Annotated in this window: 18 protein-coding genes; 11 read left to right on the forward strand and 7 right to left on the reverse strand. The window is 67.8% G+C overall.

The genetic code is table 11. The features are described 5' to 3' along the window. Positions 1–347, forward strand: a 347-nt coding sequence (locus tag AX744_RS21650; protein WP_061017462.1) for a linear amide C-N hydrolase, incomplete at its 5' end; no start/stop codon positions are given. A 43-nt stretch (positions 348–390) separates the two neighbouring features. Here the strand turns inward: AX744_RS21650 and AX744_RS21645 are convergent. Continuing rightward, complete coding sequence (locus AX744_RS21645) at positions 391–1,278, reverse strand: MurR/RpiR family transcriptional regulator (protein ID WP_082738530.1); 888 nt, start codon at positions 1,276–1,278, stop codon at positions 391–393. Between the two features lie 103 nt (positions 1,279–1,381). Between AX744_RS21645 and AX744_RS21640 the strand changes: the two genes are divergently transcribed. From AX744_RS21640 to AX744_RS21615, 6 genes are read left to right on the forward strand one after another with little or no spacing between them, the layout of a single operon-like run. Further along, positions 1,382–2,566, forward strand: a complete 1,185-nt coding sequence (locus AX744_RS21640; RefSeq protein WP_058630830.1) for a C45 family autoproteolytic acyltransferase/hydolase — start codon at positions 1,382–1,384, stop codon at positions 2,564–2,566. A 34-nt stretch (positions 2,567–2,600) separates the two neighbouring features. Next, the gene (locus AX744_RS21635; protein ID WP_061017459.1) at positions 2,601–4,244 is read left to right on the forward strand and encodes an ABC transporter substrate-binding protein; all 1,644 of its coding nucleotides are present in this window, start codon (positions 2,601–2,603) and stop codon (positions 4,242–4,244) included. Between the two features lie 5 nt (positions 4,245–4,249). Then, positions 4,250–5,200, forward strand: a complete 951-nt coding sequence (locus AX744_RS21630; protein WP_029258835.1) for an ABC transporter permease — start codon at positions 4,250–4,252, stop codon at positions 5,198–5,200. After that, the gene (locus AX744_RS21625) at positions 5,197–6,045 is read left to right on the forward strand and encodes an ABC transporter permease (protein WP_061017457.1); all 849 of its coding nucleotides are present in this window, start codon (positions 5,197–5,199) and stop codon (positions 6,043–6,045) included. Before AX744_RS21630 ends, AX744_RS21625 begins: the two co-directional genes overlap by 4 nt. After that, entirely contained in the window at positions 6,046–6,843 is a 798-nt protein-coding gene (locus tag AX744_RS21620) for an ABC transporter ATP-binding protein (RefSeq protein ID WP_061017455.1), read from the forward strand. Then, a complete protein-coding gene (locus AX744_RS21615; protein ID WP_058630825.1) occupies positions 6,840–7,694 on the forward strand; it encodes an ABC transporter ATP-binding protein in 855 nt (284 codons plus the stop codon). Before AX744_RS21620 ends, AX744_RS21615 begins: the two co-directional genes overlap by 4 nt. Positions 7,695–7,700: 6 nt before the next feature. On the opposite strand, the gene AX744_RS21610 is transcribed toward AX744_RS21615, so the two are convergent. After that, positions 7,701–8,969, reverse strand: a complete 1,269-nt coding sequence (locus AX744_RS21610) for a sensor histidine kinase (RefSeq protein WP_061017453.1) — start codon at positions 8,967–8,969, stop codon at positions 7,701–7,703. A 5-nt stretch (positions 8,970–8,974) separates the two neighbouring features. Further along, positions 8,975–9,643: a response regulator transcription factor gene (locus AX744_RS21605; RefSeq protein ID WP_061017451.1), complete on the reverse strand. Its 669-nt coding sequence runs from the start codon at positions 9,641–9,643 to the stop codon at positions 8,975–8,977. A gap of 136 nt (positions 9,644–9,779) precedes the next feature. Here AX744_RS21605 and AX744_RS21600 point away from each other — a divergent pair, with 136 nt between their 5' ends. Genes AX744_RS21600 through AX744_RS21585 form a run of 4 tightly spaced genes read left to right on the forward strand, consistent with a single transcriptional unit; the run spans position 9,780 to position 13,502 of the window. Beyond that, positions 9,780–10,538 (forward strand): hypothetical protein, encoded by a 759-nt coding sequence (locus AX744_RS21600; protein WP_061017449.1) that lies wholly within the window; start codon positions 9,780–9,782, stop codon positions 10,536–10,538. Beyond that, positions 10,535–11,590, forward strand: coding sequence for a peptidoglycan-binding protein (locus tag AX744_RS21595; protein ID WP_061017447.1), 1,056 nt, complete (start codon positions 10,535–10,537; stop codon positions 11,588–11,590). Before AX744_RS21600 ends, AX744_RS21595 begins: the two co-directional genes overlap by 4 nt. Then, positions 11,587–12,297, forward strand: coding sequence for an ABC transporter ATP-binding protein (locus tag AX744_RS21590; protein ID WP_061017445.1), 711 nt, complete (start codon positions 11,587–11,589; stop codon positions 12,295–12,297). The genes AX744_RS21595 and AX744_RS21590 overlap by 4 nt, the downstream gene beginning before the upstream one ends. Then, entirely contained in the window at positions 12,294–13,502 is a 1,209-nt protein-coding gene (locus AX744_RS21585) for an ABC transporter permease (RefSeq protein WP_082682522.1), read from the forward strand. Before AX744_RS21590 ends, AX744_RS21585 begins: the two co-directional genes overlap by 4 nt. A gap of 92 nt (positions 13,503–13,594) precedes the next feature. Here AX744_RS21585 and AX744_RS21580 read toward each other — a convergent pair whose 3' ends face one another. From AX744_RS21580 to AX744_RS21565, 4 genes are read right to left on the reverse strand one after another with little or no spacing between them, the layout of a single operon-like run. After that, entirely contained in the window at positions 13,595–14,362 is a 768-nt protein-coding gene (locus tag AX744_RS21580; RefSeq protein WP_061017443.1) for an ABC transporter permease, read from the reverse strand. Next, complete coding sequence (locus AX744_RS21575; protein ID WP_061017442.1) at positions 14,359–15,132, reverse strand: ABC transporter ATP-binding protein; 774 nt, start codon at positions 15,130–15,132, stop codon at positions 14,359–14,361. Before AX744_RS21575 ends, AX744_RS21580 begins: the two co-directional genes overlap by 4 nt. Continuing rightward, entirely contained in the window at positions 15,129–15,497 is a 369-nt protein-coding gene (locus AX744_RS21570; RefSeq protein ID WP_061017439.1) for a DUF1048 domain-containing protein, read from the reverse strand. The genes AX744_RS21575 and AX744_RS21570 overlap by 4 nt, the downstream gene beginning before the upstream one ends. Before the next feature lies 1 nt (position 15,498). Beyond that, positions 15,499–15,849 (reverse strand): PadR family transcriptional regulator, encoded by a 351-nt coding sequence (locus AX744_RS21565; RefSeq protein ID WP_046748117.1) that lies wholly within the window; start codon positions 15,847–15,849, stop codon positions 15,499–15,501. Positions 15,850–16,041: the final 192 nt, after the last annotated feature.

The raw sequence follows: 16,041 nt of genomic DNA on the forward strand, positions 1-16,041 counted from the left end.
GGATGGGTCTCCCCGGGGACCTGTCGTCGTCATCACGATTCGTGAAGGCGGTGTTCACGCGGATGAACTCCGTTTCGGGGAGCTCCGAGTCGGAGTCGATCAGCCAGTTCTTCCAGATCCTCGGCTCCGTCGCCCAGCAGCGCGGATGCGTGCAAGTGGGCGACGAGGAGAAGTACGAGATCACCATCTACTCGTCATGCTGCAACGCCGACAAGGGGATCTACTACTACACGACCTATGAGAACAGCCAGATCACCGGGGTCGACATGCACCGTGAGGACCTCGATGGCTCCGAGTTGGTCGCCTACCCGCTCGTCGAAGGGCAGCAGATCTCCATGCAGAACTGACGTATGACCGGAGCCGTGTGAGAGGGGGGCAGCGGCCGGGGGCTCAGTAACCCAGTCGTGCCCGAACGTCGTTGAGCAGCTGCGAAGAGCGCAATGCCGCATCGGGCGCGACAGCGGAGATGCCCTGGACCAGTACGTCTGAGATGAGGATCGCCGAGAGGCTCTCGGAAGTCAGTCCTGTGGGGGTGTGGGGTGCGGTCAGGATCGCGTCGACACGGGAGGAGAGCCTCTCGTGGAGCTCGTCGGTCACGAGGATGACGCCGGCGCCCATCAACTGTGCGTGGTCCAGGAGTACATCGATGTCGCGGGTGACCCGTCCAGGCGCGAAGATGACGAGGACGTCCTTCGCCTCGAGGTTCAGGACCTCGTCTGCGAGACGGAATCCGTCGGTGCTGAGCCGCCGAGTGGAGAGTCCCGTCCGTCGTAGGCGCAGTGCGAGGTTGTCAGCGGCGATCCCGGAGGCGCCGAGGCCGTAGCAGTAGATGCTCTCGGCGCGCATGAGCAGCGTGATGGCGGCGGAATACGCAGCGTCGTCGTTCGAGCTGCGTGCGAGTTCGATGAGCGACGCCGCCTCATCCCAGGTCTCCTGCTGGATGCGGGCGAGGTCCTGGCCGATGTGCTCGATGCGGGTCCTGAGGCGCACCTCGGGCGAGACGCTGCTCGAGAACGGAGCGGCCACCTCCTGCTTCAGATGTGAGAGCCCCGAGTATCCAAGCTTCTGCAGGGTGCGCACGACGGAGGCGTTCGAGGTGCCGCTCTGGGTGCCCAGTTCGGCGGCGCTCGCATAGAGGATGTGCTCAGTTGACGTCGATGAGAGCACGCGACAGACGGCACGTTCGGATTTCGAGAGGTCGTTCCACGTCCTGGCGATGCGCGCGCGGAGGCCGGAGAGCGCAGGGTTCTCTGTATCGCTTGTTACAAACGGTTCCATTGCTGTATCATTCTGTTCGAGAGGCGCATCATCCGTAACGGATGATTCAATCATCCCGGGTGCAACCTCATTGCGCAACAGGCGCACCTGACAGGGAGGTCAAATGGCGGTCATGACACCGATCCGCACGATCGAGATCAGTGGGGCGCCCCGCGAGCGCGGGCGCCGATACGGCGAGGCCGCCGCCGACCTCATCGCCGGCTCGATCGAGTACTACACGGAAGCGCTGACCCAACAGACCGGCATGAGCTGGGCCGGGATCACGGATTCCGTCTCGCGATGGGTTCCGATCAGCGAGCAGATCGCGCCGCACCTCGTCGAGGAGATGCGGGGGATCGCGGAGGGGGCGGGTGTCGCCTTCGCCGAGATCGTCACGCTGAACGTGCGCGGTGAGTTCGTCTACGACCACCAGGGACCGTCGCGAGTCACGAGGACCGCGGCCCGTGCCGCCGACGACGAGCGCGACGACGCCGTCGACGGCTGCACGTCGTTCTTCCTGACAGGTGAGGGCAGCGGCACCGGGCACACGCTCGTCGGGCAGAACTGGGACTGGCGCACGCGCACCGCGGGAACGACCCTCATCGTCCGCGTCGTGCAGGATCCGCTTCCCACGGTGATCATGCAGGTGGAAGCCGGGCAGGTGGGACGCCACGGTGCCAACTCCGCCGGTATCTCGCTGAACGCCAACGGCCTCGGGGGGAGCTTCGGGGCGGCGGTCGGCGTGCCGCAGACCCTGATCCGCCGGCTCGTGCTCGATCAGGGCGATATCGCGAGCGCGCTCAGGATGCTGGTCAAGACCCGTCCCCATATCGCGAGCAATGCGCTCCTCGCCGACCGCAGCGGATTCGGCATCGACCTCGAGACCACGCCGAGCGGCGTGGACTGGATCTATCCCGAACGCGGCGTGATCGCGCACACCAACCACTTCCAGGCTTCCGTGCCGCCGCAGCTCGCCGGGTCCTACCTTCCGGTGGCAGCGGATTCGCTGCTTCGTCTGCCGCGTGTCCAGGCCGGGCTGGCGGCGGTCGCTCGTGCGGAGAACCCCGAACACAGCTACGCGCTCGTGCGTGAGGCGATGTCGGATCACCTCGGCTTCCCCGAGGGCGTCTGCACACATCCGCATCCCGACTCCCCCTCGGTGAAGCAGTGGTCGACGCTCCTCTCGAGCTGTGTCGACCTCACCACCGGCGAATACCGCGTCGCGAACGGATTCCCCTGCGAAACCGAGTACGAGGTGCTGCCCTGGAATCTCTACGACGGCCCGCACGACGAACTCCCCTCCCCCTGACCGACAGATTGAGAACCCGAGGAGATAGCGTTCAATGAAGAAGCAGCATCACCCCATCACCGTGACGATCGGCGTGCTCGCCGCCTCGGCATTCGTGCTCGCCGGCTGCAGTTCGGGGTCGAAGGGCGAAGACGGTGACGCCGCACTCGACGTGCCTTTCGGTGCGACGACACCCGCCGCCTCCGGTCCGCTCGAGAGCGTGACGTGGATGCTCGGCGGCGAGCCGACGACACTCGATGCCGACATCGATGCCACCACCGCCGACGACACGGTTCTCGCGAACGTCTGCGACCGGCTCATGCAGGTGCAGCCCGACCTGACCCTCGGTCCCGGGCTGGCATCGGACGCCGAGTGGACCGACGACACCCATCTCGTCTTCACCATCAGGCAGGGGGCGCTGTTCCACGACGGCAGCCCCGTGAGCACGGCGGACGTCGTGTGGAGCATGCAGCGCCACTCCGAGGACGGTGCCGCCGAATCCGACGAGTACCGGAACGTGGTCTCGATCGAGCAGACCGGCACCGACCAGATCACTGTCACGACATCGCAGCCGGATGCGATTCTGCTCCAGGCGATGGCGGGCGACGGCGGTATCGTCTGGAACCCGCGCGTCATCGAAGCCGAAGGGGAGGGCTTCGGCAGCCCCGGCTCCGCCTCCGCGTGCAGCGGGCCGTACCAGGTGACGTCGTGGGACGCGGGGTCGCAGCTCACCATCACCAGGTTCCCCGAGTACTGGAACTCCGACGTCGATGCCCTCACGGACGAGGTCGTCTTCCGATGGGCCGACGAGACCGCGATAGCCAACTCGGTCACGACGGGCGAGGCCCAGGGGTCGTTCCTCGAGAACGCCGGCGCCGCCCGGAGTTTCATCGGGAGCGCCGATGTGTCCGTGTATCAAGGACCCTCGACGAACGCGTGGGTGCTCGAGACGACCGATCGCGGCGCACTGACGGATGAGCGCATCCGGCAGGCCCTCTCGCTCGCCCTTGACCGGACCGGCGTCGCCACGGCTGCCTTCGGCGGTCTCGCCCAGCCGTGGAAGACACCCGTCGGTTCGGGAGCCTGGGGATACGAGGCCGACACCTTCGAGCAGGCCTACGACGCTCTCGAGGGCGCGCCCGCGAAGCCGAGCGAGTCCGATCTCGCGGCGGCCAAGGACCTGATCGCCGAGGCCGGCGCCCCTTCCGCCCCGATCGTCGTCGCCTCGAACGGCTCGTCGACGCACAACGTGATCGCGAATGCGCTGGTCGCCGCGGCGCAATCGATCGGGCTCGAGGCGGAGATCACCGTGATCCCGCAGGTGCAGTACGGCGACTTCTACTCCGACCCCGACCTCCGAGGCCAGGCCGATCTGTGGCCCGACGAGTACTACATCTCGAAGAACGACCCCCTCGGCTTCTACAAGAACGGCGCGTCCGATGCGAGCGTGAACTTCGGCGTCTTCTCCGACCCGGAATACGATGCGCTCGTCGACGAGGGCTACGCCGCGACGGATGACGTCGAGCGCGCCGAGATCACGACAGAGCTGCAGAAGCGCTGGGTGGAGCACGCGGTGTGGATCCCGGTCGTCGCGACGCCGTCGACGCTCATCATGTCGAAGGCGGTCACGGGTGTCCCCGCCTCTGCAGCGTTCATCTACTACCCGTGGGCCGTCGATCTCGGCCGCGCGAAGGGGTAGTCACGATGCCATTCGCGCTCCGCAAGCTCGCAGGCATGGTCTTCACGCTGGTGATCGCCTCCTTCATCATCTTCGCTGCGATGTACGCAGCGCCGGGTGACCCGGTCACGTTCCTCATCGGCAACCCCGAGAACCTGACCCCGGAGCGGATCGCGAGCGTCCGGGCCCAGTACCACCTGGACGAGCCGATGCTCGTCCAGTACTGGCACTGGGCCTCCGGAGTCCTCACCGGCGACTTCGGACAGTCGTTCCAGTACCACCAGCCCGTGAGCGCGCTCCTGGCGGCGAGGGTTCCCATCACCCTGTCGCTCGTCGCCTACGCGGCCGTCGTGCTCACGGTCGTCGGCATCGGCCTCGGCATCGTCGCGGCCGTGCGCCGAGGAAAGGCGGCCGATACCGCCATCATCGGATTCACGACTCTCGCAGCGAGCATCCCCTCCTTCGTGCTGGGAATCGCCTTCGTCGCGTTCTTTGCCGTGGAACTGCGATGGTTCCCCGTGGCAGGTGCGGGTTCCGCTGGACTCGATCGTCTGTATGCGCTCACGCTCCCGGCGCTCACCCTCGCCATCACCGCGCTCGCCATCGTGAGCCGCGTGACACGACAGTCCATGATCGAGCAGTTCTCCTCGGAACACGTCGAGGCCGCCCGAGCCTCGGGTCTCCGCGAGCGGTACATCGTGCGCGATCATGTCCTGCGCGGGGCCTGGGGCCCCATCATCACCATGGTCGCGCTCGTCATCGCGAGCATGATCGCCGGAACGGTCGCGGTCGAGACGGTGTTCGGGATCTCCGGCGTCGGCTCGCTCCTCGTCGACGCGATCAACACGCACGACTTCCCGGTGGTGCAGGCGGTGCTCCTGTTCATGGTCGTCGCCTACATGATCGTCACGACGATCGTCGATCTGCTCCTTCCCGTGCTCGACCCCCGTATCCGACGAAGGACGGTGTCCGCATGACCTCCGTGCTCCTCCCACGGGTGCGCCGCCGTCGGCGCTCCGGATCCGACGTCGGGTTCTGGATCTCCTGCGGCCTCCTCGCGCTCATCGCGGTCGCGGCAGCTTTCGCCCCGCTCCTCGCCCCCTACGAGGCCGACAGCGTCGACTTCGGAGCGATCTGGGAAGGGCCGAGCGCACAGCACCTGCTCGGCACGGACCAGCTCGGGCGCGACCTCTTCTCCCGGCTTCTCATCGGAGCGGGTGAGACACTCGTCGGACCGGTCGTGCTGCTCGCGCTCGCCACCGTGCTCGGGGTGGCGATCGGTGTCCTGGCGGCGTGGCGAGGCGGATGGATCGATACGGTCCTGGCCCGCGTGACCGACGTCATGTTCGCGTTCCCCGGACTGCTCTTCGTCGTGCTCGTCATCGCCGTGTTCGGCAAGGGACCGGCCACGGCGATCGTGGCGCTCGCGCTCGCATACGCGCCGGTCATCGCGAAGTACACGCGCAGCCTGGCTCTGAGCGAGATGACGCGGCCCTACATCGACGCGTACCGGGTTCAGGGGCTCGGCGGCCTGACGATCTGCGTGCGCGGAGTCATCCCGAATCTGCTCCCTCCGCTCGTCGGGTATCTCGTCGTCCTCTTCGGCGAAGCCCTCATGAGTCTCGCGACGCTCAGCTTTCTCGGGTTCGGGGCGCAGCCTCCGAGCTCGGAGTGGGGCCTGATGGTCCAGGAGGGGCAACCCGGAATCATCCAGGGGGAATTCCTGCCGACGCTCGTCCCCGGTGCCGCCATCGCCATCGTCGTCATCGCGGTGAACGTCGCCGGGGTGCGCGTGGCCGACCGACTGCTTGCGAAGGGATGAATGATGCTCCTCGACATACAGGACCTTGATCTGGCGTTCGGCGAAGGCGACGACGCGGTTCGGATCCTCACCGGCGTCAGCCTCGTGGTGGACCGCGGCGAGCTCGTCGGGCTCGTCGGGGAGTCGGGCTCGGGCAAGTCGACGACGGCGCGCGCGGCCCTCGCCCTCTACGGCGATGAGGCGACGATCGCGGGGAGCATCCGCGTCGACGGGACCCAGATGGTGGCGGCCGATGAGAAGACCCGGCGGCGCGTGCGCTCCGAATCCGTCTCGCTGGTGCAGCAGGATCCGCGTTCCGCGCTCAACCCCGTGCGTCGCATCGGGGATTCACTCGCCGAACGACTCGTCCGCGTGCACGGCTGGCGACGGGGCCGCGCCGAGGCGCATATCGTCCAGCTCCTCGCCGCGGTGGGACTCACCCACCCGGAGCGGCGAATGCGACAGTACCCGTATGAGCTCTCGGGCGGCATGCTCCAGCGCGTGGTCATCGCTTCCGCATTGAGCACCGATCCCGCGCTCCTGCTCGCCGATGAGGCGACGAGTGCGCTCGACGTGACGACGCAGGCCGAGATCATCGCGATCTTCCAACGGCAGATCCGCGACCGTGGTCTCGGCATGCTCTTCATCACCCACGACCTGGCTCTGGCCGGGGCGATCTGCGATCGGATCCATGTCCTGCGCCAGGGCGAGATCGTCGAGACGCTCACGAAGCCGGGGCTCTTCGCGGACGCGGTTCATCCGTACACGCTCTCGCTGATCGCCGCGGCCCCTGTACTCGACACGAAGGAGGCGTCATGAGTCTGGTGGAGGTCTCCGAGCTGTATCGGGCCTTTCGGATGGGTCCGGGATCCGAGCGCGTCGTCGCGGTGAACAACGTGAGCTTCGCCATCGAGTCGGGTGAGGCGCTCGGCCTCGTCGGTGAGTCGGGCTCGGGCAAATCGACGATCGCTCGGATCCTCGTGGGTCTGGAACGCGCCGACGCGGGGTCCGCGGTGATCGACGGCATCGACCGCCTCAGTCGACCGCGCGGCAGAGCCGAGCGTCTTGCGAGGGCTCGTGCGGTGCAGATGGTGTTCCAGGACCCGAACGGTTCTCTCGATCGCCGGCTGACCGTGCGCGAGGCGTTGCGGCGCACCCTGCGTCTGCGGGAACAGGGGGCGGGCGCGCACATCGACCGCACGATCGGAGAGCTGCTGGAACGCGTGCGGCTCACCGAGCGGCACGCCGACGCGAAGCCGCACGAGCTGTCGGGCGGTCAGCGGCAGCGCGTCGCGATCGCGCGCGCACTGGCGGTGTCTCCGCGCCTCGTCGTGCTCGACGAGGCGGTGTCCGCACTCGATGTCTCCGTGCAGGCGCAGGTGCTCGAGCTCCTCGCCGAGATCCAGCGGGAGTCGGGGGTGAGCTATCTGTTCGTCAGCCACGACCTCGCCGTCATCCGCGAGCTCTGCTCCCGTGTGCTCGTGCTGTTCCGCGGCACGGTCGTCGAACAGGGGGAGACCGGCCACGTGCTGCGGAACCCGCAGCACCCGTACTCGCAGCTCCTCATCGCCTCGACGCCCGGTCCGGGGTGGGACCCGGAGCGGGTCGTCCAGGACCGGATGACGTTTACGCAGCGCATGGAGGTCGTCGGTCGGGGCGACCGGAAGTAGGCCGGGTCAGAGCGGGAGGACGATCGCGGCGATCAGGCCGCCGCCTTTACGGGCGCGCAGGCGCACCTCGCCGCCATGGGTCTTGGCGATGCTCTGCACGATCGCGAGTCCCAGCCCGGTGCCGTCCGCGCCGGCCGAGGTGCGACTCGCATCGCCGCGGTAGAACGGCTCGGTGAGCAGCTGCACGGTGGCAGGAGTGATCTGCGCCCCGGTGTTCTCGATCTCGATGACGGCTCGTCCGCGTTCCCGTCGGGAGCGCACCCACAGCTCACCGCCGGGCACGTTGTGGCGGATGCCGTTCTCGAGCAGGTTGCGCACGGCCCTGGCCAGCAGCACCGCATCGCCCTCGACCGTGAGGTCGCGCAGGTTCGTGTGCACCTCGATCTCCTGGGCGTCGAGGTCGCCGACCTGGTCTTCGATGAGCGTGCGCAGCTCGACGGGTTCGACCTCTTCCAGGCCGGTGCGGGCACGCGCGAGGGCGAGCAGCGCCGTGATGAGCCGCTCACTCTGCTCGGTCGCCCGCAGTGCCCGCTGCATGTTGGCCTGCAGGTCCGCCGGCACCGCTCCCTGTTCGAGGGGGATCTCCAACGCAGTGCGCGTCGTCGTCAGCGGGGTGCGCAGTTCGTGCGAGGCGTTCGCCACGAAGCGGTCCTGGGCGGTGAACGCCGACTGCAGCCGGTCGAGCATCCCGTCGATCGTGTCGCCCAGCTCCTTGATCTCGTCGTCGGGCCCCGGCAGAGCGAGGCGTCGGCCGAGGTCGCGTTCGGAGATGTCGCGCGCGGCGGCCGTGACCTCTCCGATGCGGTCCAGCGAGCGGCGCGCGAGCCAGAACGCGATCGCGGCGGCCACCCCGGTGAAGGCCACGAGCACGACCACCGACCACAGCAGCAGCCCGTTGCCCACCTCGTCGGCGAGGAAGCTCGACTGCTGCAGCACCGCGCCTTCCACGGCGTCGAAGGTCAGGGTCTGGGACGGCACCGCGAGCTGCGCGTCGATGGATCCGACGTAGTACCCGCAGCCGGTGCTGGCCTGGCCCCAGAGGACGCTGCTGCTGTCGGGGAGCGGAGTCACCTCGCTGACGTCGGGTCCATCGGTCGCGCTCGACCCCTCGCCGACCTGCAGGACCGCCGCCATCGGGAGGCAACTGGCCTCGGTGGTGGTGATGGCCGTGGAGAACAGCTGTTGCACCACGAGGTACTGCACGGTGAGCAGGGCGGCACCGGCCGCGATGAAGACCGCGGTGATGATGATCACCAGTCGGGTGCGAAAGCTCATACGTCTCATGCGGTCGTCCCCACTCGATAGCCGTGTCCTGCCGCGGAGTGGATCACCTCGGGCGAGCCGAGTTTGCGTCGGAGCGTGTGCACCACGATCTTGACCACACCGCGTGTGCGCTCCTGCGGTTCGTCCCACACCTCGTCGAGGAGGTCGTCCGCGCTGACGTAGCCGCCCTCCGCGGCGAGAAGCGTCTCGAGCACCCCGAATTCCTTGAGCGTCAGCCGGATCGGGCTGCCGTCGCGCTCCACGATGCGTCGAGCGCTGTCGAGGCGCACTCCGGCGAACTCCTGCACGGCACTCGTCCGCGCAGATCCGCCACGACGGCCGAGGGCGCGGAGGCGGGCCAGCAGCTCCACGTACGCGAACGGCTTGGCGAGGTAGTCGTCGGCGCCGAGGTCGAGGCCCTCGACACGGTCGTTCAGGGTCCCTGCGGCCGTGAGCATCAGGATGCGTGCCGGATACTCCTGCGCGACCAGAGTGCGGCACACCGCGTCGCCGCTCAGCACCGGCAGGTCGCGGTCGAGCACGATCACGTCGACGTCGTTCGAGGCCGCGGAGGTCAGGGCTGCGGCTCCGTCGCGGGCGACCTCCACCAGGTAGCCCTCGCGGCGCAGGCCGGCGGCGAGCGTGTCGGCCAGGTCGGCCTCGTCTTCCACCAGCAGCAGTCGCATGGCACCTCCGTCATCCGAGGGTGCGTGTGCCGCGGTTAGTTTCCGGTTAGGCGCCGTCATACCGACAGCAAACCACCGCCTCCGTAGAACTGACTGCACGTCGCGGATGAGCTGCGACCGCGAGAAAGGGAACCTCATGTTCGATTCGAGAGCAGTCCGATCGTGGGCGGCGATCCCCGCTGTCTTCGCACTCTTCACGCTCGCCGCGTGCAGCGCACCATCGGGAGACGACAAGGCGAAGGACGGGGCCAACGATGCGGCGGCCGCCCGGTTCGTGACCTGCCTCACCGAGGAGGGGCAGACCGCGAAGATCGTCGAGGGGGGACAGGTGGGGATGCTGATGCCCGACGGTCCCGCGAGCGGCACCTCGACGGGCGGCATGATGTCGGTCGAAGCGGGCTCGGGCGACGACGAGGACCTCGCCATGACGATGGTCTTCTCGGACGACGACGGTACGTGGCTCGCATCGACTGCGGCATCGGGCTACCCGGAGGAGGGCGGGCAGCGCGCCGCGTGGGACACCTGTGAAGAGAAGGTCCCCGAGTTCACGCAGCCGAAGCCCGACATCTCGGACTCCGGAGCGCAGACGCAGATGATCTCGCCGGAGGAGATCATCGAGTCCGGTCTCGCCTTCGCCTCCTGCGCCAGAAAGAACGGCTTCGCCGACTTCGCCGACCCCGATGCTGACGGCATGCTCACCCTGCCGAAGGGGATCAGTGAAGACGAGGCGCGCACGCTTCTCGAAGCCTGCGCGGACACCACGGGCGACATGCCCCCGATGTTCACACAGGAGAGCATCGAAGCCGTCGACTTCGACTGGTTCGCGGTGATGAGCGAGTACTTCGAGGGCATGGTCTCCGCCGCCACCGTCCTTCCGTCGAAGGACGACGAATGAGCCGCCGGCTGACCAAGGTGCTCGTCCCGGTCGGAGTGCTGCTCGTGGCGGCCGCCGTGACCGTGGCCGTGCTGCAGCCCTGGAGCTCGGTGGCCGAGTCACCGGATGAGGAGAAGGCGCCGGTGACGGTCGAGGCGGAGCTCACCACGCTCACCTCCGATCTGCGCCTCAACGGAACCCTGAGCTACGGGGCGTCGGTCGCCCTGCCGGGCCGTGCCGGCACGATCACCCGCCTGCCGGCGGCGGGGGAGCAGATCGGTGTCGGGCAGGCGATCTACGAAGTGGACGGGAAGCCGGTGATCGCGATGCGGGGGGACCGTCCGTTCTGGCGCGACCTGGGCCTCGGCGCGGAGAAGGGGCCGGATGTCAGGCAGCTGGAACAGGCTCTCGCCGATCTCGGATTCGGCAAGAACATGACGATCGACGACGAGTTCACCGCGGTCACCGAGACCAACGTCAAGGCCTGGCAGAAGTCGCTCGGGGTGCCGCAGGACGGCATCGTGAAGCTGGGTGACATCGTCGCGATCAGCGCCGCATCCGTGCGGGTGGAGTCGGTCACGGCGAAGCTGGGAGACCCGGCGGGGTCGAGTCCGCTCAGTTACACGAGCACGACGCTGCGCGTGGTCGCCAAGCTGACGGATGCACAGGCGCGCGAGATCCTGCCCGCCACGAAGGTGACCGTGATCCTGCCGGACGGGACGGAGGCGCCGGCGACCGTGACCGCCGTCGACCCCGGCGGGCAGCCGACCGAGAAGGAGGGCGAGACCACTCCGCCCACCGCAGACGTCGAGTTCGACGACCCGGCCGTCGCCGAGGGCATCGGGCTGCGCGCGGTCAAGGTCGTGTTCGCGACGTCGGAGGTGAAGGATGCTCTGGTCGTGCCGGTCACAGCCCTGGTGGCGACGACCGACGGCGGCTACGCGGTCGACGTGCTGCGCAAGGGCGGAAAGGTCGAACGCGTCGCCGTGGAGGTCGGACTGATCGCCGACACCAAGGTGCAGGTCACGGGCGGAGAACTCGCCGCCGGCGATGCCGTGGTGGTGGCGCAATGAGCCCGGACACGGTGGTCGAGCTCGTCGACGTGATCAAGGAGTACCCGGGCAACCCGCCGCTGCGCGTGCTGCATGGCATGAGCCTCGCGATCGAGAGCGGTGAGCTGGTGGCCGTGGTCGGAGCCTCGGGATCGGGCAAGAGCACGATGCTCTCGATCATGGGCACCCTCGACGACCCCACGAGCGGCACCGTGCTGATCGATGGGACCGACGCCGCGGCTCTGCCCGAACGCGAGCGTGCCGTGCTGCGCGCTCGCCGCATCGGCTTCGTGTTCCAGCAGTTCTTCCTCCTGCCCGCACTGAGCGCGCTCGACAACGTCGCGCTCGGTCTGCTCTACTCCGGCGTGCCGTCGGCGGAGCGTTCCACCCGGGCGGCCGCAGCGCTGGAGCGGGTGGGCCTCGGCGCGCGCATGAAGCACAGACCCGGTCAGCTGTCCGGCGGTGAGCAGCAGCGCGTGGCGATAGCCAGGGCGATCGTCGGCGCTCCGTCGGTGCTGTTCGCCGATGAGCCGACAGGTGCGCTCGACTCGACGACGGGCGATCGCATCCTCGAACTGCTCACCTCGATCGCCGATTCCGGCACGGCCGTCGTGATCATCACGCACGATCCGCACATCGCCGAGCGCACGCAGCGGCAGGTCGGCATCCACGATGGCCGGATCGTGAGCGACACCGGCTCGCGCGTGAAGGAAGAGGTCGCCGCATGAGACGCAGAGGGGAGCGGATGCCGCGACTCAGTGTCGCTGACAGCATCCGCACGGCACTCATCGGTCCCCGCAGTCGCAAGATGCGCACGGCGCTGTCAGCGCTCGGCGTGGCGGTGGGCATCGCGGCGCTCACCGCGATCACGGGCATCGCCGCCTCGAACCAGGCCCAGCTGCTGGCCGAACTCGACTCCCTCGGCGCGAACATGATCGTCGTGCAGCCGGGCTACGGGCCCGACAACAAGCCGGTCGAGCTGCCGGAGACGGCCGCCGGGATGATCGAGCGGGTAGACGGGGTCGAACGGATCGGGGTGCTCGAGAAGGTGCCGGACGACACGGGTGTGTACCGCAACGACCTCATGCCGAAGAGTCAGGGCAACGGACTGACCGCCTATGCGGCGAGTCCCGACTTCCTGTCGTCGGTGGAGGGATCCGTGGCGAAGGGCTCGTGGTTCGACGAGACGGATCGCTCGCTGCCGGTGACCGTGCTGGGCGCGGCGGCTGCGGCGCGCATGGGCATCACGGAGCCGGGCGTGCGGGTATGGATCGGCGAGCAGTGGTACACCGTGATCGGGATCCTCGACGCAGCGGGCCTCGCCGAATCCATCGACGCGAGTGCGTTCCTCGGCGACCGGTGGGCGGCCGAGCACGTGGCGAAGAAGAGCGACGGCAGGATCGCCGCGATCTACGTGCGCATGGCCGACGGTGCGACGGGGGAGAAGGTCCGCGATGCGATCGCCCGCGCAGCGAACCCTTCGTCCCCGTATGTGCAGGTGAACGGGCTCGGCGACCTCGCCGGTGCGCGGGACACCGCGGATGACTCGCTGTCCGGCCTCGCGGTCGGACTCGCGGCGATCGCTCTGCTGGTCGGAGGGATCGGCATCGCGAACACCATGGTGGTGGCGGTGTTGGAGCGGCGCGGCGAGATCGGTCTTCGACGTGCGCTCGGCGCGCGCTCGGGGCAGATCGCGGGTCAGTTCGTGGCGGAGGCGATCGTGCTCGGCGGGCTGGGGGGCCTCGCCGGAGCCGCGGTCGGCGCGCTCGGGGTCGTCGTCTACGCCTCGATCCAGGGGCAGGCGGTGACGATCCCTGCGGTCGTGCTGTTCGGTGGCCCGGTCGTGGCGCTGGTGGTCGGCGTGATCGCCGGGCTCTACCCCGCGATCAGCGCCGCGCGCCTGTCGCCCACGGCGGCACTCCGCACGGTCTGAGGCCCTGGGTCCGAAGGTGCCGCCGAGCGCGGCGAAACGCCCCGGCCGGGGAGAATTCCCCGGTCGGAGCGTCCCGTCTCGCTTGGCGTCGATCAGCTGACCTTCTTCCGGTAGGAGATGATCGCGAACACGTAGGCGACCACGAGGATCCCGACGCACCAGGCGAGGGCGACCCAGATCTCGGACCCGACCGGCTCCTGCGCGAACAGCGCCTGGATGGTGTTGACGATCGAGGTGACGGGCTGGTTGTCTGCGAACCACTGCACCGGTGCCGGCATGGTGTCGGTGGGCACGAACGCCGAGCTGATGAACGGCAGGAAGATCAGCGGGTACGAGAAGGCACTCGCGCCGTCGACCGTCTTGGCGTTCAGGCCCGCGATGATCGCCAGCCAGGTGAGTGCCAGCGTGAACAGCATCAGGATGCCGATGACTCCGAGCCAGGCCCAGAAGCTCGCCCCGGTGCGGAAGCCCATGAGGAATCCGACGCCGAAGATGATCGCCAGGGTGATGGCGTTCGCCGTGAGGGACGTGAGCACGTGGGCCCACAACACGCTCGATCGGGCGATCGGCATGGAGTGGAACCGCTCGAAGATGCCGCTCTGCATGTCGGTGAACAGCCGGAACGCCGTGTAGGCGATGCCCGATGCGATCGCGATGAGCAGGATGCCCGGCAGCAGGTAGTTCACGTAGTTGTCGACGCCGGTGCTCTGCTGGAGGGCGCCGCCGAAGACGTACACGAACAGGAGCATCAGGGCGATCGGGGTGACTGCCGTGGTGATGATCGTGTCGGGGCTGCGGAAGATGTGCCGCATGGAGCGGCCGGTGAGTGTCGCCGTGTCGGCGGCGAAGTGCGTGGTCATGCTGCCTTCTCCTTTCCGGATGAGGGGCCGATGAGGGTGAGGAAGATCTCCTCGAGGGTGGGCTGCTTCTCGACGTACTCGACCTTCGCGGCCGGAAGCAGGCGCTTGAGTCCGGCGAGGGTGTCGTTCGCGATGATGCGGCCCTCGTGCAGGATCGCGATGCGGTCGGCCAGCTGCTCGGCCTCGTCGAGGTACTGCGTGGTGAGCAGCACCGTGGTGCCGGTGTTCGCGAGTTCCTTGACCACGTCCCACACCTCGATGCGGGCTTCGGGGTCAAGGCCGGTGGTCGGCTCGTCGAGGTAGATGACCTCGGGGTGTCCGACCAGACTCATCGCGATGTCGAGACGGCGACGCATGCCGCCCGAGTAGGTGCCGACCTTGCGCCCGCCGGCATCCGTCAGACGGAACGTGGCGAGCAGGTCGTCGGCGACCTTCCCGGCGTCGGGCAGATGCCGCAGCTTCGCGACGAGCACGAGGTTCTCGCGTCCGGTGAGGATCTCGTCGACCGCGGCGAACTGTCCGGTGAGGCTGATGCGCTCGCGCACTCCGACCGGGTCTGCGGCCACATCCACGCCCTGCACCGTCGCGGTTCCGGCATCCGACTTCAGCAGGGTGGAGAGGATGCGCACCATGGTGGTCTTACCGGCGCCGTTCGAGCCGAGGAGGGCGAAGATGCTGCCCTTCTCGACCTCGAAGTCGACGCCGCGCAGCACGTGCAGATCTTTGTAGGACTTCTCGATGCCGTGCACCGAGATGGCGGGGTTCGTCATGATTCCTCCTTCTTCTTCGCGTCGTCGAACGCCTTGATGAGGCGTGCGCGCTCCTTGTCGATCCACTGGCGTCCGCCGTACGCCGCGGCGTAGTTCTCGGCGAACTCGACCGGGTCGTCGCCGACGATGGCGCTGACCGGGGTGCCGTCGAGTGCGGCGCGCTCCCACATGTCTGCGATGTCGAGGAACATCTTCACGATGGTGTCGCCGTCGGTGACGCCGCCGTAATACATGTTGTAGCGCTGCTGGGCCTTCGCCATCTCCCGGTACGGCTCGGGCAGTGCGTTGATGCGGGCTTGCGCCTGCTTGTACAGCTTCTTCTCTTCGAGCGATCCGGTGATCGCTTCGATCCACTTCGCGGCCATGTCAGTTCTCCTTGTTCGTGGTGTCGGTGTTCGTGCTGTTCAGCTGTTCGATGTGCGTCTTGAGGAAATCCCAGGTCTTCCAGAACTCCTCGAGCTCCTGCCGGCCCTGCGCGTTGAGGGTGTACACCTTGCGGGGCGGACCCTTCTCGCTCGGGACCTTCTCGACGTCGACGAGGCTCTTCTGCTCGATGCGCACGAGGAGTGCGTAGATCGTGCCCTCGGCGATGTCGGTGAATCCGTGGTCGCGGATGCGTGTGGTGATCTCGTACCCGTATGCCGGCTGCTCGGCGAGGAGGGCCAGAACGATGCCCTCCAGAGTGCCCTTGAGCATCTCGGTCATCTGCTTGCCCATCAGGTCCTCCTCTCCTTGTCGGTTCAGTACTCAGTGTTGCTGGGTACCGGTACAAAGTAACACTGAGTACCGGTACTTAGCAACACTAAATACCAAGTTTCTTCCCGCGCTCGACGCCGAGACCCATCGCCTGCGCCGAGACCCACGCCTGCACGCGCCTAGAGCCGTGGGTCTCGGCGGCAAGAGTGGGTC

The organism is Microbacterium sp. CCH5-D1 (assembly GCF_001557335.1).
Classification (GTDB): Bacteria; Actinomycetota; Actinomycetes; order Actinomycetales; family Microbacteriaceae; genus Microbacterium; species Microbacterium oxydans.

Bases quoted from the DNA above. Each gene is read 5' to 3' on its own strand.
- AX744_RS21600 (WP_061017449.1), top strand. From the start codon at position 9,780: ATGTTCGATTCGAGAGCAGTCCGATCGTGGGCGGCGATCCCCGCTGTC.
- AX744_RS21640 (WP_058630830.1), top strand. From the start codon at position 1,382: ATGGCGGTCATGACACCGATCCGCACGATCGAGATCAGTGGGGCGCCC.
- AX744_RS21585 (WP_082682522.1), top strand. From the start codon at position 12,294: ATGAGACGCAGAGGGGAGCGGATGCCGCGACTCAGTGTCGCTGACAGC.
- AX744_RS21615 (WP_058630825.1), top strand. From the start codon at position 6,840: ATGAGTCTGGTGGAGGTCTCCGAGCTGTATCGGGCCTTTCGGATGGGT.
- AX744_RS21645 (WP_082738530.1), bottom strand. From the start codon at position 1,278: ATGGAACCGTTTGTAACAAGCGATACAGAGAACCCTGCGCTCTCCGGC.
- AX744_RS21595 (WP_061017447.1), top strand. From the start codon at position 10,535: ATGAGCCGCCGGCTGACCAAGGTGCTCGTCCCGGTCGGAGTGCTGCTC.
- AX744_RS21590 (WP_061017445.1), top strand. From the start codon at position 11,587: ATGAGCCCGGACACGGTGGTCGAGCTCGTCGACGTGATCAAGGAGTAC.
- AX744_RS21570 (WP_061017439.1), bottom strand. From the start codon at position 15,497: ATGGCCGCGAAGTGGATCGAAGCGATCACCGGATCGCTCGAAGAGAAG.
- AX744_RS21635 (WP_061017459.1), top strand. From the start codon at position 2,601: ATGAAGAAGCAGCATCACCCCATCACCGTGACGATCGGCGTGCTCGCC.
- AX744_RS21610 (WP_061017453.1), bottom strand. From the start codon at position 8,969: ATGAGCTTTCGCACCCGACTGGTGATCATCATCACCGCGGTCTTCATC.
- AX744_RS21575 (WP_061017442.1), bottom strand. From the start codon at position 15,132: ATGACGAACCCCGCCATCTCGGTGCACGGCATCGAGAAGTCCTACAAA.
- AX744_RS21625 (WP_061017457.1), top strand. From the start codon at position 5,197: ATGACCTCCGTGCTCCTCCCACGGGTGCGCCGCCGTCGGCGCTCCGGA.
- AX744_RS21630 (WP_029258835.1), top strand. From the start codon at position 4,250: ATGCCATTCGCGCTCCGCAAGCTCGCAGGCATGGTCTTCACGCTGGTG.
- AX744_RS21565 (WP_046748117.1), bottom strand. From the start codon at position 15,849: ATGGGCAAGCAGATGACCGAGATGCTCAAGGGCACTCTGGAGGGCATC.
- AX744_RS21605 (WP_061017451.1), bottom strand. From the start codon at position 9,643: ATGCGACTGCTGCTGGTGGAAGACGAGGCCGACCTGGCCGACACGCTC.
- AX744_RS21580 (WP_061017443.1), bottom strand. From the start codon at position 14,362: ATGACCACGCACTTCGCCGCCGACACGGCGACACTCACCGGCCGCTCC.
- AX744_RS21620 (WP_061017455.1), top strand. From the start codon at position 6,046: ATGATGCTCCTCGACATACAGGACCTTGATCTGGCGTTCGGCGAAGGC.